14 protein-coding genes are annotated in these 17,340 nt (G+C 32.9%); 9 read left to right on the forward strand and 5 right to left on the reverse strand.

Annotated features, from left to right (window positions below; genetic code table 11):
* The first annotated feature begins 155 nt into the window (after positions 1-155).
* The 3 genes from BM253_RS10820 (at position 156) to BM253_RS17340 (ending at position 4,755) form a co-directional block, all read left to right on the forward strand.
* Complete coding sequence (locus BM253_RS10820) at positions 156-1,772, forward strand: ABC-F family ATP-binding cassette domain-containing protein (RefSeq protein WP_091523764.1); 1,617 nt, start codon at positions 156-158, stop codon at positions 1,770-1,772.
* 88 nt (positions 1,773-1,860) lie between these two features.
* Positions 1,861-3,285 carry a T9SS type A sorting domain-containing protein gene (locus BM253_RS10825; protein ID WP_091523768.1) on the forward strand — a complete coding sequence of 475 codons (1,425 nt, stop codon included), beginning with the start codon at positions 1,861-1,863 and terminating at the stop codon, positions 3,283-3,285.
* A gap of 12 nt (positions 3,286-3,297) precedes the next feature.
* On the forward strand, positions 3,298-4,755 hold the full coding sequence (locus BM253_RS17340) for a T9SS type A sorting domain-containing protein (RefSeq protein ID WP_091523771.1): 1,458 nt from the start codon (positions 3,298-3,300) through the stop codon (positions 4,753-4,755).
* A gap of 70 nt (positions 4,756-4,825) precedes the next feature.
* Here the strand turns inward: BM253_RS17340 and rluF are convergent, their stop codons facing one another.
* The 4 genes from rluF to BM253_RS10850 are packed head-to-tail and all read right to left on the reverse strand — an operon-like array spanning position 4,826 to position 8,464.
* On the reverse strand, positions 4,826-5,683 hold the full coding sequence (gene rluF / locus BM253_RS10835; protein WP_091523774.1) for a 23S rRNA pseudouridine(2604) synthase RluF: 858 nt from the start codon (positions 5,681-5,683) through the stop codon (positions 4,826-4,828).
* Positions 5,684-5,692: 9 nt separating this feature from the next.
* Positions 5,693-6,553, reverse strand: coding sequence for an alpha/beta fold hydrolase (locus BM253_RS10840; protein WP_091523777.1), 861 nt, complete (start codon positions 6,551-6,553; stop codon positions 5,693-5,695).
* A gap of 33 nt (positions 6,554-6,586) precedes the next feature.
* A complete protein-coding gene (locus BM253_RS10845) occupies positions 6,587-7,366 on the reverse strand; it encodes a zinc ribbon domain-containing protein (protein WP_091523781.1) in 780 nt (259 codons plus the stop codon).
* Positions 7,367-7,369: 3 nt separating this feature from the next.
* Positions 7,370-8,464 carry a Nif3-like dinuclear metal center hexameric protein gene (locus BM253_RS10850; RefSeq protein WP_091523786.1) on the reverse strand — a complete coding sequence of 365 codons (1,095 nt, stop codon included), beginning with the start codon at positions 8,462-8,464 and terminating at the stop codon, positions 7,370-7,372.
* A 73-nt stretch (positions 8,465-8,537) separates the two neighbouring features.
* Here BM253_RS10850 and BM253_RS10855 point away from each other — a divergent pair, with 73 nt between their 5' ends.
* The 6 genes from BM253_RS10855 (at position 8,538) to BM253_RS10880 (ending at position 16,566) form a co-directional block, all read left to right on the forward strand.
* Positions 8,538-9,194, forward strand: coding sequence for a hypothetical protein (locus BM253_RS10855; protein WP_143095629.1), 657 nt, complete (start codon positions 8,538-8,540; stop codon positions 9,192-9,194).
* Positions 9,191-10,192 carry a tetraacyldisaccharide 4'-kinase gene (gene lpxK / locus BM253_RS10860; RefSeq protein ID WP_091523793.1) on the forward strand — a complete coding sequence of 334 codons (1,002 nt, stop codon included), beginning with the start codon at positions 9,191-9,193 and terminating at the stop codon, positions 10,190-10,192. Before BM253_RS10855 ends, lpxK begins: the two co-directional genes overlap by 4 nt.
* A gap of 89 nt (positions 10,193-10,281) precedes the next feature.
* Positions 10,282-11,778: a T9SS type B sorting domain-containing protein gene (locus BM253_RS10865; protein ID WP_091523796.1), complete on the forward strand. Its 1,497-nt coding sequence runs from the start codon at positions 10,282-10,284 to the stop codon at positions 11,776-11,778.
* Positions 11,779-12,279: a hypothetical protein gene (locus BM253_RS10870; RefSeq protein WP_091523801.1), complete on the forward strand. Its 501-nt coding sequence runs from the start codon at positions 11,779-11,781 to the stop codon at positions 12,277-12,279.
* Positions 12,280-12,326: 47 nt separating this feature from the next.
* Positions 12,327-14,393, forward strand: a complete 2,067-nt coding sequence (locus BM253_RS10875) for a T9SS type B sorting domain-containing protein (RefSeq protein WP_091523803.1) — start codon at positions 12,327-12,329, stop codon at positions 14,391-14,393.
* A gap of 106 nt (positions 14,394-14,499) precedes the next feature.
* A complete protein-coding gene (locus tag BM253_RS10880) occupies positions 14,500-16,566 on the forward strand; it encodes a T9SS type B sorting domain-containing protein (RefSeq protein ID WP_091523807.1) in 2,067 nt (688 codons plus the stop codon).
* A 41-nt stretch (positions 16,567-16,607) separates the two neighbouring features.
* Here BM253_RS10880 and BM253_RS10885 read toward each other — a convergent pair whose 3' ends face one another.
* Positions 16,608-17,318, reverse strand: coding sequence for a YebC/PmpR family DNA-binding transcriptional regulator (locus tag BM253_RS10885; RefSeq protein WP_091523810.1), 711 nt, complete (start codon positions 17,316-17,318; stop codon positions 16,608-16,610).
* Between the last annotated feature and the right edge of the window lie 22 nt (positions 17,319-17,340).

Below are 17,340 nucleotides of genomic sequence, written 5' to 3' on the forward strand. Positions count from 1 at the left end.
TTAAATTTAATATAATTTTAAGAAAAAACGAATTTATAGTTAAAAATTATGAAAAGTTGAGTAAAATACTCACTCAAGCTATTTCAACTAATTTTAATTCGATCCTTTAATTGGATATATTTTCGTAAATTTGCAGCTTATAAAAAAATATAAGTATGTTAACAGTTTCAAATTTATCTGTTCAATTTGGAAAACGTATATTGTTTGATGAGGTAAATGCTACATTTACCCAAGGTAACTGCTACGGAATCATTGGTGCAAACGGTGCAGGAAAATCTACGTTTTTAAAGATTATTGCAGGCGATATCGATCCAACTTCTGGTCACGTAATTTTAGAACCGGGCAAACGTATGTCGGTTTTAAACCAGAACCACAATATGTTTGACGAGCACACCGTTTTAGAAACTGTTTTAATGGGAAATAAAGTGCTGTTTGCTGTTAAAAAGGAAATGGACGAGTTATATGCCGATTATTCTGACGAAAATGCAGATAGAATTGGCGAATTACAGTTGCAGTTTGATGAAATGAACGGATGGAATGCCGATTCTGATGCCGCTTCTATGTTATCGAATTTAGGAATTTCAGAAGATTTACATTACACATTAATGGGCGAGGTGGAGCCAAAGTTAAAAGTTCGTGTGTTATTAGCGCAAGCTTTATTTGGAAACCCTGATGTTTTGGTAATGGATGAGCCTACCAACGACTTGGATTTTGAAACAATTGGTTGGTTAGAGAATTTCTTGGCAAACTATGAAAATACCGTTTTGGTTGTATCGCACGACCGTCACTTTTTAGATGCGGTTTGTACACATATTTCAGATATTGATTTCGGAAAGATCAATCATTTCTCTGGTAACTATACGTTTTGGTACGAATCGTCGCAGTTAGCTGCTAAACAGCGTGCACAACAAAACAAGAAAGCCGAAGAGAAAAAAGCCGAATTAGAAGAGTTTATTCGTCGTTTTTCTGCCAACGTAGCAAAATCTAAACAGGCAACTTCACGTAAAAAAATGATCGAGAAGTTAAATGTAAATGAAATTAAACCATCGTCTCGTCGTTATCCAGCTATTATTTTTGAACAAGAGCGCGAAGCCGGAGATCAAATTTTAAACGTTAAAGATTTAGCTGCTTCGGTTGAAGGAGAAGTTTTGTTTAAGAATGTAGATTTTAATATGGCGAAAGGCGATAAAGTTGTTGTTTTTTCGAAAGATTCTCGTGCAACAACTGCTTTCTACGAAATTTTAAACAATAATTTAAAAGCCGATAACGGAACGTTTGATTGGGGAATTACTACAACGCAATCGTACTTACCGGCAGATAATCACAGTTTCTTTACCGATGATTTAACTTTGGTTGACTGGTTACGTCAATGGGCGAAAACAGAAGAAGAGCGTGACGAAGTTTATGTTCGCGGTTTTTTAGGAAAAATGATTTTCTCTGGTGAAGAAGCATTAAAGAAAGGTTCTGTTTTATCGGGTGGAGAAAAAGTACGTTGTATGATTTCACGCATGATGATGATTAGAGCCAACGTATTGATGTTAGATGAACCTACAAACCACTTAGACTTGGAATCGATTACGGCGTTTAACAACTCATTAAAAAACTTTAAAGGGTCGGTATTGTTTACAACACACGATCACGAGTTTGCCCAAACCGTTGGTAACCGTATTTTAGAATTAACACCAAACGGAGTTATAGATCGTTACATGACCTTCGACGAATATTTAGACGATCCAAAAATTAAAGAATTACGCACAAAAATGTATTCTTAATTACATTTTATAATATTATTTAAAAACAGTTCCATAAAACGGAGCTGTTTTTTTATTATATTTACTTTTTAACTAAAAAAAGAATATTATGAACAAAAAATTACTTTTTTTTTTACTAATTCCTTTTTTAGGATTTAGCCAGGTTCAAATAGGGCAGGATATTAGTGGTGATTCCAATGGTTTTCGTTTTGGTAATAGTGTTAGTTTTTCTGATGACGGTACTACATTTATAGCTGGAGGAATGTCCTCATCATCGGTAAAAGTGTATAGAATCAATAGTTCTGGTAATTGGATACAATTAGGTCAAAATTTTGTTGGTGGTAGTTTAGGTAATAATATTGCTATTTCATCTGATGGAAATATTGTAGCTATAGGAACTGTTACTAATTTAAGCAATATTGGTTATTTTTCGGTCTATCAAAATATTTCGGGTACTTGGAGTCAGATTGGGCAAAATGTTATGGGAAATATAGGTGAACAATTTGGATACAGCGTGGCTATATCTTCTAATGGAAGTGTTGTTGCAGCAAGTGCACCTTATGCTACCGGTAAAGGAGGGAAAAATTCAGGTAAAGTACGCATTTATCGTAATGTATCAGGTACTTGGACAAAAATAGGTTCTGATATTGATGATGGCGAAATAGTTAGTGAGTTTAGTGGAATTGATATTGATCTTTCTGAAGATGGGAACACACTTGCGATTGGTACTTTGCGTAATGCTTCTTCAACAAATGCAAAAGGGAAAGTTCGAGTATACCAAAATATTTCAGGAACCTGGACAAAAATAGGTAACGATATTGTTGGAGAAAATGCTTTTGATACGTGTTCTAGTGTGTCTTTATCATCAAACGGTAATATAGTTGCTATTGGATCACCACATAATGAAGGGAATGGTAAAGAGTCAGGTAGTGTTCGTGTTTATCGTAATAGTTCAGGAAATTGGATTAAAGTTGGACAAGATATTGATGGAGAAGTTGCAGGAGCTTTAAGTGGTTACAGTGTGTCTTTTTCTGCAGATGGAACTATTTTAGCAATAGGCGCCCCTGGAAATTTTACAAATAAGTCTGGTTACATTCGTATATATAAAAATATCTCTGGAAGTTGGGTTAAAATGGGGCAGGGCATTAATGGTAAAATAGGTGGGGAAAATTTCGGTCGTAGTGTTTCATTATCTGCCAATGGACAAAAAGTTGTGGTAGGTGCATTTAGTAATTCAGATAATGGAAATTTATTTGGACAAGTAAGAGTGTATGATATTTCAGGAATGCTATCAACTAATGATTTTGTATCACAAAACTTCAACATTTATCCAAATCCAACGTCAGATGTTTTAAATATTAATTTAGAAAATAATTTGGTTTTAGAGCAAGTAATTATTTATAACAATTTAGGTCAAGTGGTTAAAACATCAACTGAAAATGTTATAGATGTTAGCCATCTTGCAACAGGACTTTATTTTGTTGAGGTTACTACAAATCAAGGTAAAGCTACTAAAAAAGTGATTGTTAACTAAAAATACATAATTATGAACAAAAAAATACTTTTCTTTTTACTAATTCCTTTTTTAGGATTTAGTCAAGTACAGATCGGGCAGGATATTAATGCAATTCAACAAACGGAGTTGTTGGGAAAACGCGTTGCAATATCGGGTGATGGAACAACAATCGTGACATCAGCCTCAGGGTATAAAACTATTAATAACAATAGAGGTGCAGTAAGGGTTTTTAAAAATGCAAATGGTAGCTGGGTACAGGTTGGTTCGTCAATTGAATCAAATGGAATTGCAGATCATTTAGGTAGTGACGTTGATATTACGCACAATGGTAATATTATTGCGGTAGCAAGTTCTGGAAATCCTGGAGATGATTCAATAGGGTATGTTGCAGTTTACGAATATGATGGTATTGGTAATTGGATTCAGATAGGTAATAATATTTATGGGAAAAATTCAAAAGAAAATTTTGGATATTCTATAACTTTATCCGCCGAAGGAAATACTATTGCAGTAAGCGCACCCTATAACACGGATAATATGTTGAAAGGAAGAGTGATGGTATATCGTTTTTTGAATGGTGATTGGACACAAATTGGATCCGATATCAGTTATGCAGACGATAATTCTTCGTATTTTGGATGGAATATTTCACTTTCTGATGATGGAAATATTCTTGCTGTTGGTTCTTTGGATAATTGTTTTGGATGTACAGGTATTGCTAAAGTACATGTTTATGAGAACATTTCAAGCAATTGGACTAAACTAGGCAATGAGATAATTGGTAGTGATTCATTTGAAACTAGTGCAGGAGTTTCTTTATCATCCGACGGTAAAACTTTAGCGGTTGGGGCACCTCATAATAGTAGTAATGGAACTTATTCTGGAGAAGTACGGGTTTATAAATATTTATCGGGCTCTTGGTACAAAATCGGTAGTAGCATAAATGGATTGCAGGATGCTATTCGCAGTGGTCAATCATTATCTTTGTCTGCTAATGGTTCTGTTTTAGCTGTAGGATCCCCAGCTTCTTCTAATATATCTGGAAGTGTGCAAATTTATGAATACATTAATGGATTTTGGTATAAAAAAGGAGCTGATATAAATAGTAAAATATTAGGTGATTATACAGGCGAAAGCGTTTGTTTAAGTGCAGATGGAACAAAGATAGTTATTGGTTCTCCAAACTACTCTTCTGTTGGTTATGGATTTGCGGGCTTGGTTCGTGTATTTGATTTAACTAGTATTTTAGCAATAAATAATTTTATTTCAGATAATTTTAAAGTCTATCCAAACCCTACTATCGATATATTAAACATTAGTTTAGAAAATAATTTGGTTTTAGAACAAGTTACTATTTATAACAATTTAGGTCAGGTGGTTAAAACAGCAACTGAGGATGTTATTAATGTAAGTTCTCTTGCAAAAGGTTTGTATTTTGTTGAAGTGACAACAAACCAAGGGAAAGCAACCAAAAAAAGTGATTGTTAAGTAACAATAAAAAATACTACAAGTTATACCGCAATTAATATATTTTAAAAGAGGTGCGTATAACTCGGATTTATTTATTTCTAGTATTTCTGCGTTCGTTTCGTAGCGGACGTTGTTCTGTAAATTTCTTTTTAAAATCTTTACGATCTTTAGTAGGAGCAGGATTTTTATTAACCAAAGGTTTGTCGGTTTTTGGTAAACTGCCTTCCTCGGTTTTTGTACTGTCGCCAATTAAACGGTTAAGTTCGTCCATTTCGGCTTTGGTAATTTCGCGGTATTTTCCAACTGGCACATCTAACGAAATATTAATAATACGGATACGCTTCAACGCAACAACCGTATAATCAAAATACTCGCACATTCTGCGAATTTGTCGGTTTAACCCTTGCGTTAAAAAAATACGAAATGTTGTGCTGCTTATTTTTTCAACTCGACATTCTTTTGTAACCGTATCTAAAATAGGAACACCGGCACTCATACGCTGAATAAAACGGTCGGTAATTGTTTTGTTTACGGTAACAATATATTCTTTTTCGTGGTTGTTACGCGCACGCAGAATTTTGTTTACAATATCGCCATCGTTGGTCATGATAATCAATCCTTCCGAATCTTTATCCAATCTTCCCACAGGAAAAATTCTTTTGGGATAATTGATAAAATCAACAATATTCCCACGAACCGATTGATTAGTAGTGCATTCAATTCCGGCAGGTTTGTTAACCGCAAGATAAATTTTTGGTTCTTCTTTTTCTGTAACCAATGTTCCGTTTACACGAACTTCATCAGTCGGCAACACTTTTGTTCCCAATTCCGGAATTTTTCCGTTAATGGTTATTCTTCCTTGTTCCAACAGTTTGTCGGCTTCGCGACGTGAGCAAAATCCAACTTCCGATAAAAATTTATTAATGCGTATTCCTTCCTGATCCATTGTGCAAAATTACGATTTAAAGCGGTTGTTTTCTAAAAAATAAACAATTTGTTCGTTCACATCATCGCTGTATAAACTGTGTCCTAAATCATGTGTGGTGTAAAGCGGAATTTCCGGATGTTTCTCTAAAATTTCCAAAGTATCAGTGTACGGAACAACTTTATCTTCTTCATCGTGAATGATTCCAATGGGAACTTTTATCTGATCGACAAACGAACTACTGTTAAAATCAGTTGGATCAATAGAAAATCTTTTTGAAAATTCTTTTAGAAAACCTTGATAGGATCTATGGGAAAGCGAAATCAGGTTTCGATAATTTTCGGTAATTCGTAAAAAACGATTGGGTGCACCTAACGATACAATTTTCTTTACAAAATCGGGTTTAAAAGTCGCCATGTAATAAAACATCGTCATGCCGCCCAAACTGTGTCCAATTAAAAAATCGGGTTTAAAATGGTTGCAAACTTCGTTTACAAATCGGCTGTACAAAACGGCATTCAGTTCCTTACCATCACTTAGACCCTGTCCTGGAGCATCTAAAGCAATAATGCGGTAATGGTGTTGTTTTAGAAAATGAATCACGCCTTGCCAACGATTTGCGTTACTTTCCCAACCGTGAATAAGCAAAATAGTTTCTCTTTCGCCAAACCATTCGTACGTTTGAATATTGTGCTGATCTACTTTTAGTTTTTTCATGGCACTTGATCCCAAAAAAGTAGGCAACGATTTTAAGACGCCTTCGCGAGGAACCGAGAACAGCGTATAGGCAGTATTTGCTGCAAATTTTGCATTTAAGTAGTGCAAGGAATTAATGTACAAACCAAAACCTTTTGTAAGAAGCGTGTATTTTAATCTTTTGAAAAACCCCATAAAAAAAGCCTCTATTAAATTAGAGGCTTAAATTTATTTTAAATTTTTGATAATTGCATCAATTTTTTCTCTTTCTTCTGCTGCTAAAGCTGCATCAACCAAAATACGACCACTGTGTTCGTCTGTCATGATTTTTTTGCGGGCAGCAATTTCAACCTGAACTTGCGGTGGAATGGTAAAGAACGATCCTGCCGATGCACCACGCTCTATAGAAACCACAGCCAAACGGTTTTTAACGCCGTTTCTAATTCTTGTGTACGCATTTAACAAACGATCTTCAATTGCGGCAGCAAACTCTTCAGATTTTACAACCAACGCTTTTTCTTCGCGCTCTGTTTCTGTTAAAATACCGTTTAATTCGTTTTCTTTATGCTTTAAATGGCTTGTTTTAGTATCTAATTTTTCAGATGTCTGTGCAATTAAATTCTTTTTATATTCCATATTAGCTTTAAACTCTTTAATGTGTTTTTCAGCCAATTCAATTTCTAACGTTTGGTATTCAATTTCTTTAGTTAAAGAGTTGAATTCACGGTTGTTACGAACGTCTTTTTGTTGATCGGTGTATTTTTTAATTGATTCTTTGTGCGATTCAATTTCGTTTTTCTTCGTTTTAACCTGCTCTTCAACCGTTTGTACTTCGTTGTTAAGCTTTTCTAAACGAGTGGTAAGCCCGGCAACTTCATCTTTTAAATCTTCAACTTCAAGAGGTAATTCGCCTCTCATGTTTCTAATTTCATCAATTCGTGAATCAATCAATTGTAAGTCGTATAACGCTCTTAATTTTTCTTCAACAGTTTCTGCTTTCTTTGCCATATATTATAGGTAGTTAACCGGATTTGTTTTAATGCTTGATAAAATAATTGCAAAAGTACGTATTTTTTTTGATAGATAATCAAAAATATAATTTTTTACATAACGTTCACTTTCAAAATGACCAACATCTGCTAATAAAATCTGATTTTCTGCTTGAAAAAAATCATGGTATTTTAAATCGGCTGTTACCAGTACATCGGCATTTTGAGCTTTGGCGGCAGCAATTGCAAAACTGCCCGATCCACCTAAAACAGCTACTTTCTTAACTTTTTTATTTAAGAAATTTGAATGACGAATGCCACCGGTTTCTACTTTATTTTTTACTGATTGAAGAAAATCGATTTCGGAAATTTCATTTTCCAATTCGCCGATCATTCCCAAACCGATATTTTGATGTTGGTTTTCTAATTTTATGATTTCATGAGCAACTTCTTCGTACGGATGACTTTCAAACAAGGCTTTTAAAATGTTGTTTTGCAGATGTTTTTCAAAAGTAACCTCTAATTTGATTTCTTCCACTTCGGTAAAAACATTCTGAGTGCCAATTACCGGATTACTGTCGTTGTTTCCTGTGAAAGATCCAATCCCAGCCGAAGTAAAACTGCAATCGTAATAATTTCCAATAGCTCCGGCACCTGTATTAAACAACGCTTTTTGAACATTCGTTAAATGATCTTTCGGAACAAAAGTGGTTAGTTTATAGATAAAATCCTGTTTCGGAATCAAGATTTTTGTGTTGATTAACCCTAAAGTATCGCACAAAATTTTGTTTACTCCCAGTTTATGATTATCCAAACCTGTGTGAACCGCGTAAATAGCCACATCGTTTTTAATGGCTTTAATAACCGCACGTTCAACATAATTTTTGCCGGTAATTTTCTTTAAACCCGAAAAAAGTATTGGGTGAAAACACACAATTAGATTGCAGTTTTTTTCTATGGCTTCGGTAACAACGCTTTCCAAAGCATCGTGACAAACCAAAATACCTGTAATTGTTGCGTTTACATCGCCGACAAGTAAACCTACATTGTCAAAATCTTCGGCATAGGCTGTGGGTGCCATTTCTTCTAAAATCGGAATAAGTTGTTTTAACTGCACAATATCATTTTTAGTATATTCAAAGATAAAAATAATCGTTATTTTCGTACAAAATCTTATGAAATTATTCTTAATGAAATATTTACTCCTATTTTTTATGACTACACTCGTTATGAGTTGTAAAAAAGAAAAAGACACCATCGCTGAAATGAATGCTGATGATTACACCGTTGAATGGTCGAAAATTGATTATGATTCTATTAAAGGATCAGATAAAAACTACGAATTAATTGAACTATTTATTCCTAAAGATAAAAGTAAGGATACATTACGCAATCAGGTTAAGTTTTATAGTGATGGTAAATTAAATGAAGCCTATAGCCAATATTATGATTTAGAAGTTGAAGCAACAGATAAAAAACATACTTATTTAGCAAAAATTAAATTGCATTCTGAATATTCAAATTTACCAATAAGGGGACGATATGCTGATTTCTTTTTTCATAATTTTTATAAAGATAGTACAAGTTTAGAAACTAAAAACTTTGATAATGTTGATGAATTTGAAATTGAATTTATAAATTTTCACAACGATAGATTTGCAGGTGTTGTAACAGAGTATTTTGTTAGAGATACTATAATCAACAATATGAATGATAAAGTAAATATGCGAACTATTGAAACGGTTATAACTAACAAAAAGAATATGGCGGGTCTTTTTATAGAAAATGGATCTTTTTTTAATGAACGGAAAATTAGTTTAAAAGGTTATAAAAGACTAACCCAATGAAAAACCTACGCAAAATATTATTTCCGTTTTCGTTGATTTATGCAGCCATAACAAGCTTGCGAAATTTTTTGTACGATAAAGGAATTAAAAAATCAACTGCTTTTAATTTGCCGATAATTGCTGTGGGAAATCTGTCGGTTGGTGGAACGGGTAAAACGCCCATGGTAGAATATTTAATTAGACTTTTAGCTGATAGATACAATTTAGCGGTTTTAAGCCGAGGTTACAAGCGTAAAAGCAAAGGTTTTTATTTGGCAAATGCCACTACAACCATAGAAGAAATTGGAGATGAACCTTTTCAATATCATTCAAAATTTAAAAATGTTAATGTAGCGGTAAATACAAATAGAGTAGAAGGAGTTACCAAAATTTTAGAAGTTCTGCCCAAAACCGAAGTTGTTTTGTTAGATGATGCTTTTCAGCACCGTAAAATAAAAGCGGGGTTTTATATTATGCTTACGGCTTACAACGATTTGTTTTATAACGATTTGGTGTTGCCTGCCGGAAATTTGCGCGAATGTAAATCGGGAGTAAAAAGAGCAAATGTTGTTGTGGTTACAAAATGCCCTAAAGATTTATCGGAAGCAGAAATGCTTCAAATAAAAAATAAAATTTACATTGATAACGAGAAAATTTTCTTTTCAACGATTAGTTATCATCATTCGGTAACAAATAATATAGAAGAAATTAAAATTTCTGATTTAAAAAATGATTTTATTGCCGTTGCCGGTATCGCAAAACCCGAATATTTTTATGAGTATTTAAATTGTACTAAAAGTGAATGTTTAACATTTCCGGATCATCATTTTTTTTCAGATCAAGATATAAATAACATCCTTCAAAAAGCAAACAATCGAAAAATTATCACAACCGAAAAAGATTATATGCGCTTGCAGAATCTGCTACAAAAAGACCAGTTGTACTATCTACCCATTGAAATGGAATTCTTAAAAGATTCACAGGTTTTTGATACGGAAATAAGTAATATAGTTGTTTAAAAAAATATTTCTACTCTAAATGAATTATTTTTGTTGAGATATACTTTTTTTTGATAATTTTAACAAAAAATCAATTACACTAAAACCCCATGTTAAAAACACTGCTTTTGTTTACTACATTAATTTGTAGCTTGTCTTCTTTTGGTCAAAAAATATCACTTTACAAACAATTTTACGGTAGTTATGATTATACAATGCTTGGAAACACAATGAATGTACAAGCAAATGGAGATCCTAATTCTTGTGATATTTTAACAGAATCATCGGCAACACTTAATATACCCGGAACCAAAGAAGTAGTCGCAGCTTATTTGTATTGGTCAGGTAATGGAAACCAACGTGAGGCCGATTTAAATGTTAAATTAAATGGTATTGATGTAGAATCTGAACGCCTTAATCTTTTAGCAGCAGGTCCCGATCCAAACTTCGCCTATTTTTCGGCTTTTGCAGATGTAACGCATATAGTAAAGCAATTTGGCGAAACAGAATATACACTATCTGAATTAGATCTAACAAAACATATTAAAAAATATTGCGGTGGTAATTATGTAGGATGGGCAATTGCGGTGGTTTATAACGATGAAGATATTGAAGATAATTTAGTTGCAATTTATGATGGTTTTGAAAGTTTAGATACAGGTAACCCCATTATTAATATTATTTTAGACGGTTTTAGAATTACAAATGCAGCAAATTCAAAAATATCATTTTTGGCTTGGGAAGGTGACGCTTCTTTAGCTTCTGGCGAAGAATTATTAATAAACAACATCACTGTATCTAACGCAATGAATCCCGCAGATAATGCTTTTAACTGTACTAATACTTATTCAAACTCTACCGAAATGTGGAACATGGATTTAGATGAGTACGATTTAAGCAGCTACGTAGAAGTAGATGATACAGTTTTAGATATTAAAGTAACCACAGCTGCCGATGTAGTTTTCTTTAATGCAATAGTACTTTCTGTTTACAGTGTTTTTCCTGATGCAACAATGACTTTAGATAGTTATCAAAACTACTGCCATACCCGAAGAGTTGATGTAAATTACAGTGTTGCAAACCATAAAGGTAACCATCCGTTAAAAAAGGATACACCTGTAGCATTTTACATCAATAATGAATTGGTAGGAACTACTAAAACAGATGAAGAAGTTGCTGAAGGAAGTCAAATTAGTCAAACCATTACGTTAGATATTCCTAAAAAATTTGGTTACCGATTTGATTTGGTTGCTAATGTAGATGATACCGGAAACCAAAAAGGAATTGTTTTTGAAATTGATGAAGAAAATAACTCTTCAAAAACTCACATTGATTTAACAAGAAATTGTCCAATACAGAAAGGGGTTTCAGCTAACTTTGACGGCGCTAACGATGGGTTTGATTTAAGTGTGTACGACCTGAACCAATTAAAAATATATAACCGATATGGATCAGAAGTTTTTAGCTATGGCAAAGGATACACCAACCAATGGGTAGGGCAAAATATGAACAATAAAGCATTGCCAACCGGAACTTATTATTACGTTTTTACGACAGATTATGAGACTATTTCGGGTTATGTGTATTTAATTAAAGAAGTAAGATAAATGAAAAAAATACTATTATTAACAACAATATTTGCCCTATTTAGCTGCAATAATGAAATAGACGATATTTTAAACGACTATAAAACAAAACCAAAATCTGCAGATTTACAAGGTTTCTGGGAGTTAAAAGGTGTTTATCCTCCCGATTCGCTAAAACATGATAATGAAATAGGAATATCTCAAGGCTGGGTAGGAATAGGACCAAATGAAATTCTTTATTTAGATAATGAATATTTACGATTTTTAAATAAATCAACTGATGAAGATTCTCTTTATCACTACAATAAAAAAAATAAATTGTATTGGTATAATAGCGAACAGTTTATCAAATCGGTATATGAAGAAAGTTATAATAATAAAAATTTTCAGTATATAAACGAATATCAAATTCCGTATAAGTTGGTACAATCAAAAGACACGTTAGTTGTTCAAAGTAATCATAAAACCTTGTATCTAATTAAACGATTTAATATTAAATTTACCGAGTATGTATTTGATTAACTGATTAATACTTATTTTTTTGTATTTTTATTGAAACTATTTCGGTTATGATAAAAATACTACGATTACTTATATTTTTCTCATGCTTTTTTGCATTTAGCCAGCCTGTAAAACTTTTTAAGCAGTATACGGGGCAATATGACTTTTTTATAATAGGTAATACCATGAACACTGCTCCCAATGGAACAGGAGCACCTTGTACTATTTTAACGCAATCAAGTGCGGTTCTTAACCTAAATGCTAATGCCAATATACAAGCAGCGTTTTTGTATTGGTCAGGATCCGGAACTTTAGCACAAGCCGATTTAAATGTTCAGTTAAACGGTACACCTATTACAGCTCAAAGAACATTTACAACAATTGGTCCCACCGGATTAGAATTTTTTGGAGCTTTTGCAGATGTAACAACCTTTGTAAAGGCTACAGGTAATGTTAATTATACCCTATCCGATTTAGATCTAACAAACGTTATACCGCCTTATTGCCCCACAGGTAGTAATTATGCCGGCTGGTCTATTGTAGTGGTGTATGAAGACGTCGCTTTGCCAAACAGAGTTATAAGTGTTTACGAAGGTTTTCAAATTGTTGATCATACTGGGCAAAGTGCTACCATAACTTTAAACGGTTTAAATGTTACCAATGTTACTAATGCAAAAGTTGGTTTTTTAGCATGGGAAGGCGACGATAATTTAGCAGTTGCCGAAGAGTTAAGAATCAACGGAAATATAATTAGTAATCCGCCGTTAAATCCGGCAAATAATGTATTTAATTCTACCAATACCTATACAAACGCAACTAATTTGTGGAATATGGATATTGATTATTTTAATGTTGGTAGCCTTATTTCTTTAGGCGATACATCAATGACTGTTGAAATTAAAACCGGGCAGGATTTAATAATTGTCAATAATATATTGGTAGCATTAAGCAGTCTTTTTGCCGATGCAACTATCAATATTGATAAAATAAAAGTTGAGTGTAATAGTAGAGAAATAAAGGTTGATTATACAGTTTTCAATACAAATAAAGCTACAAATCCATTAATTAAAAATGTTCCTATAGCTTTTTATGCCAATGAGGTTTTGGTAGGAACATCTACTACAAAAAATGACATTCCAATAAATGATTTTGAAACAGGAACAATTACTTTAACAATCCCGGAATCTTTTGGCGATAATTTCACAATAACAGCAAGTGTTGATGATGACGGCAATAGAAATAGTACGGTGGTAGAAATTGACGAAACCAATAATACCGATTCTGAAAATGTAACCTTAATTTATGGACCAGAAGTAGATGAACCAACCGATATTATCGTTTGTGATGAAGACGAGAAAGGTTTTGTGATTTTCGATTTAACATCGAAGCAATTCGAAGCAAGTACCAGCAACAACGTTATTATTACTTTTCATGAAAGCAAAGATGAAGCAGAAAAAGGTGCAAGAGCTGTTAATAATTTTGATCGTTATGAATTAAAAAGTCACAGTTCTAAAACAATTTGGATCCGAGTAGAAGATAAAATTACAGGTTGTGCAAATACAACATCTTTTAAGATTACTGCTCAAATGAAGCCGTTTACAGAACTTAAAGAACCTTTAATGATCTGTAATTTTAAAAGTAATCCATTGGCAGCTAATTTGTCGTTAGCCTATATACTTTTAAAGAGGATTTTTCCGTATGTTGATGAAATGCAACTGAGTTTTTATGAAACAGAAGCAGATGCTGAAAATGAAATCAATGAAATTACCAATATTAATAGTTATCAGCCACCGCGCTTTCCTTACATTATCTACATTAAAGCAAAAGGTACAAAACTTTGGTGCGATAATATTATTCAATTACAATTGAACGATTGCGTGGTTCCCAAAGGAATTTCGCCAAACGGGGATGGCATGAACGATGGTTTTAATATTGAAATTTTTAACCCAATCGAAGTGAAAATTTTTAATCGTTACGGAATGGAAGTTTACCAACACGGTGAAGGATACACCGATCAATGGAAAGGTCAGGACAAAAATAATCGTGAACTGCCATCAGGAACATATTTCTATCATTTTAGAACTTTGTTTGATACTTATTTAGGATATGTTTATTTGATTAAAGAAGTTAAATAGGGTACTGTTACATAAATATTTAATGTTTAATAATTAGCTTTATGTTTTTGATATTTTATTATTTAATTAATTATTTTTTATATATTTATTAAAAACACTTTGAATTATGTATAAAAAAATATTTTTAGTTGTATTACTTCTTAATTCCATTTTAGGTTTCTCTCAGCCAATCTCTCTTTATAAGCAGTTCTATGGTCGCTTTGATTTTACAATGGTTGGAAATACATTAAACACTGCATCAAATGGTACGGGGCAACCTTGTACCATACTTACACAATCATCGGCTGCATTAAACTTAAATCCGAATCAAGAAGTAGTAGCTGCATATTTGTATTGGAGTGGTTTCCCAGAAAACAGGAATTTTGATCAAACTGTAATGCTGAATAATATACCTATTACGGCAGAAAGAATTTTATTAGATAATTCAATATTTAATTATCCTCAAAGGAGTGCTTTTGCAGATGTTACTAGTATAGTACAAAATACAGGTAACGGAGTTTACTTGTTATCAGATTTTACGAATAACTTTCCTAATTGCGCTAGTGGTTCTATCTATGCAGGTTGGGCAATGGTAATTATATACGAAGATCCAACAATAAAGACAAGACTGTTAAATGTATATGATGGATTTCAAATACTAGATGTATCTACAATTAGTAAAGTTTCAATTGGTTTAAGTAATTTAAAATTATCAAATAGTGAAGGTGCAAAAATTGGGATTTTAGCTTGGGAAACCGATGCAAATCTTGCTATAAACGAGGAATTACGTGTTAATGGAAATGTGGTAAGTGATCCTCCCTTAAATCCAGCAAATAATGTTTTTAACGAAACCGATGCTTTTACAAACAGAACCAATGTTTATAATATGGATATGGATTATTTTTTTATTGATAATTACATAACTGTTGGTGATACTTCATTGTTAGTCGAGGTGGATTCAAGCTCAGACATGATTAACTTTAATGCAATGGTTGTTGCTGTTACAAATTTAAAACCGGATGCTATAATTAGTGTTGATACCATTAAAACAGAGTGCGATAGTAAAACTGTTGAAGTTTTTTATAAAGTTTCTAATATGTACACTTTAGTTGATTTACCTGCAAACGTACCAATAGCTTTTTATCTAAATGATGTATTGATAGCAACTTCAAAAACTAAAAATATAATACTTCCAGACCAATCTGAGTCGGGTTTTATTTCATTTACAATTCCTTCAAATATAAATATAGATAACGATTTAGTATTAACAGTTAAAGTTGATGATGATGGGGTAGGAAATGGAATGGTTGACGAAGTTGATGAAAGTAATAATACAGATAGTGAACCAGTATTTTTGAAATTTAGCCCTATAATAAATGATCCTAATGATATAGTTATATGTGATGAAGGAAAAGGTTTTGTTCTACTTGATTTAACTGATAAATATTCAGAAATAAGTACCGCAAGTAATATTACTATTACATTTCATGAAACCAACGAAGATGCTGAAAAGGGGGCTAATAGAATAACTAATGTTACAAATTACGAGATAGCAAGCCATGCCTCAAAGGTCATATGGACGAGAGTTAAAGACAATATCAATGGTTGTGCTGAAATAACATTTTTTACTATAACAGCACAAATGGTACCTTTTGCAGAGCTGAAAGAACCTTTAATGCTTTGTAATTTAAAAAATGATCCATCAGCTGTGAATTTAACATCGGTTCATTTATTGCTTTCCAGAATGTTTCCTTATATGAACGAGATAAATTTAAAATTCTATGAAAACGAAATAGATGCAGAGAATGAAGTAAATGAAATAATGAATATTACTAATTACAAACCAAATATATTCCCTAAGATCGTTTGGATAAGAGCAAAAGGTAAAAATAACCTTTGGTGTGATAATATTATTCCATTGCAGTTGAATGATTGCGTGGTTCCCAAAGGAATTTCGCCAAACGGCGATGGCATGAACGATGGTTTTAATATTGAAATTTTTAACCCAATCGAAGTGAAAATTTTCAATCGTTATGGATTGGAGGTTTATCATCACGGTGAAGGATACATAGATCAATGGAAAGGTCAGGACAAAAATAATCGTGAACTGCCATCAGGTACTTATTTTTATCATTTTAGAACTTTGTTTGATACTTACGTTGGCTATGTTCAGCTTATTAAAGAAATTAGATAAAAATAAAGCGTTTCAAAAATGAAACGCTTTATTTTTAATATTTAAGCCATTGTGGTGTAAACGTTTTGTACGTCATCGTCTTCTTCAATCTTTTCCAACAATTTTTCTACATCGGCAATTTGTTCTTCTGTAAGTTCTTTTGTTACTTGCGGAATACGATCAAAACCAGATGAAAGAATTTCCATGTTGCGCTCTTCCAATTCTTTTTGGATTGATCCGAAACTGTTAAACGGAGCATAGATTAAAATTCCGTCTTCATCTTCAAAAATTTCATCAACACCGGCATCAATCAGTTCTAATTCAAATTCTTCCAAATCTAAACCTTCAACTTTTGCAATTCTAAAGTTACAGGTATGATCGAACATAAATTCAACCGATCCTTGCGTTCCCATGGTACCATTACATTTGTTAAAGTACGAACGAATATTGGCAACTGTTCTGTTATTGTTATCGGTAGCAGTTTCAATTAATATAGCAATTCCGTGTGGTGCATATCCTTCAAACAAAACTTCTTTATAGTTGGCTGTATCTTTGTCTGATGCTTTTTTAATAGCGCGTTCTACATTGTCTTTAGGCATATTGGCAGCTTTAGCATTTTGCATAACGGCACGTAAACGGGCATTTGTTTCAGGATTAGGTCCGCCTTCTTTAACAGCCATAACGATATCTTTACCAATACGCGTAAACGTTTTAGCCATTGCCGACCAACGTTTCATTTTTCTAGCTTTTCTAAATTCAAACGCTCTTCCCATTTCTATTTTTATTAATTTTACG

It is taken from the genome of Paenimyroides ummariense (assembly GCF_900115115.1).
Lineage (GTDB): Bacteria > Bacteroidota > Bacteroidia > Flavobacteriales > Flavobacteriaceae > Flavobacterium > Flavobacterium ummariense.

What these genes read in the sequence shown, in the direction of transcription:
- BM253_RS10820 (WP_091523764.1), top strand. Translation starts at nt 156, where the DNA reads ATGTTAACAGTTTCAAATTTATCTGTTCAATTTGGAAAACGTATATTG.
- BM253_RS10825 (WP_091523768.1), top strand. Translation starts at nt 1,861, where the DNA reads ATGAACAAAAAATTACTTTTTTTTTTACTAATTCCTTTTTTAGGATTT.
- BM253_RS17340 (WP_091523771.1), top strand. Translation starts at nt 3,298, where the DNA reads ATGAACAAAAAAATACTTTTCTTTTTACTAATTCCTTTTTTAGGATTT.
- rluF (WP_091523774.1), bottom strand. Translation starts at nt 5,683, where the DNA reads ATGGATCAGGAAGGAATACGCATTAATAAATTTTTATCGGAAGTTGGA.
- BM253_RS10840 (WP_091523777.1), bottom strand. Translation starts at nt 6,553, where the DNA reads ATGGGGTTTTTCAAAAGATTAAAATACACGCTTCTTACAAAAGGTTTT.
- BM253_RS10845 (WP_091523781.1), bottom strand. Translation starts at nt 7,366, where the DNA reads ATGGCAAAGAAAGCAGAAACTGTTGAAGAAAAATTAAGAGCGTTATAC.
- BM253_RS10855 (WP_143095629.1), top strand. Translation starts at nt 8,538, where the DNA reads ATGAAATATTTACTCCTATTTTTTATGACTACACTCGTTATGAGTTGT.
- lpxK (WP_091523793.1), top strand. Translation starts at nt 9,191, where the DNA reads ATGAAAAACCTACGCAAAATATTATTTCCGTTTTCGTTGATTTATGCA.
- BM253_RS10865 (WP_091523796.1), top strand. Translation starts at nt 10,282, where the DNA reads ATGTTAAAAACACTGCTTTTGTTTACTACATTAATTTGTAGCTTGTCT.
- BM253_RS10870 (WP_091523801.1), top strand. Translation starts at nt 11,779, where the DNA reads ATGAAAAAAATACTATTATTAACAACAATATTTGCCCTATTTAGCTGC.
- BM253_RS10875 (WP_091523803.1), top strand. Translation starts at nt 12,327, where the DNA reads ATGATAAAAATACTACGATTACTTATATTTTTCTCATGCTTTTTTGCA.
- BM253_RS10880 (WP_091523807.1), top strand. Translation starts at nt 14,500, where the DNA reads ATGTATAAAAAAATATTTTTAGTTGTATTACTTCTTAATTCCATTTTA.
- BM253_RS10885 (WP_091523810.1), bottom strand. Translation starts at nt 17,318, where the DNA reads ATGGGAAGAGCGTTTGAATTTAGAAAAGCTAGAAAAATGAAACGTTGG.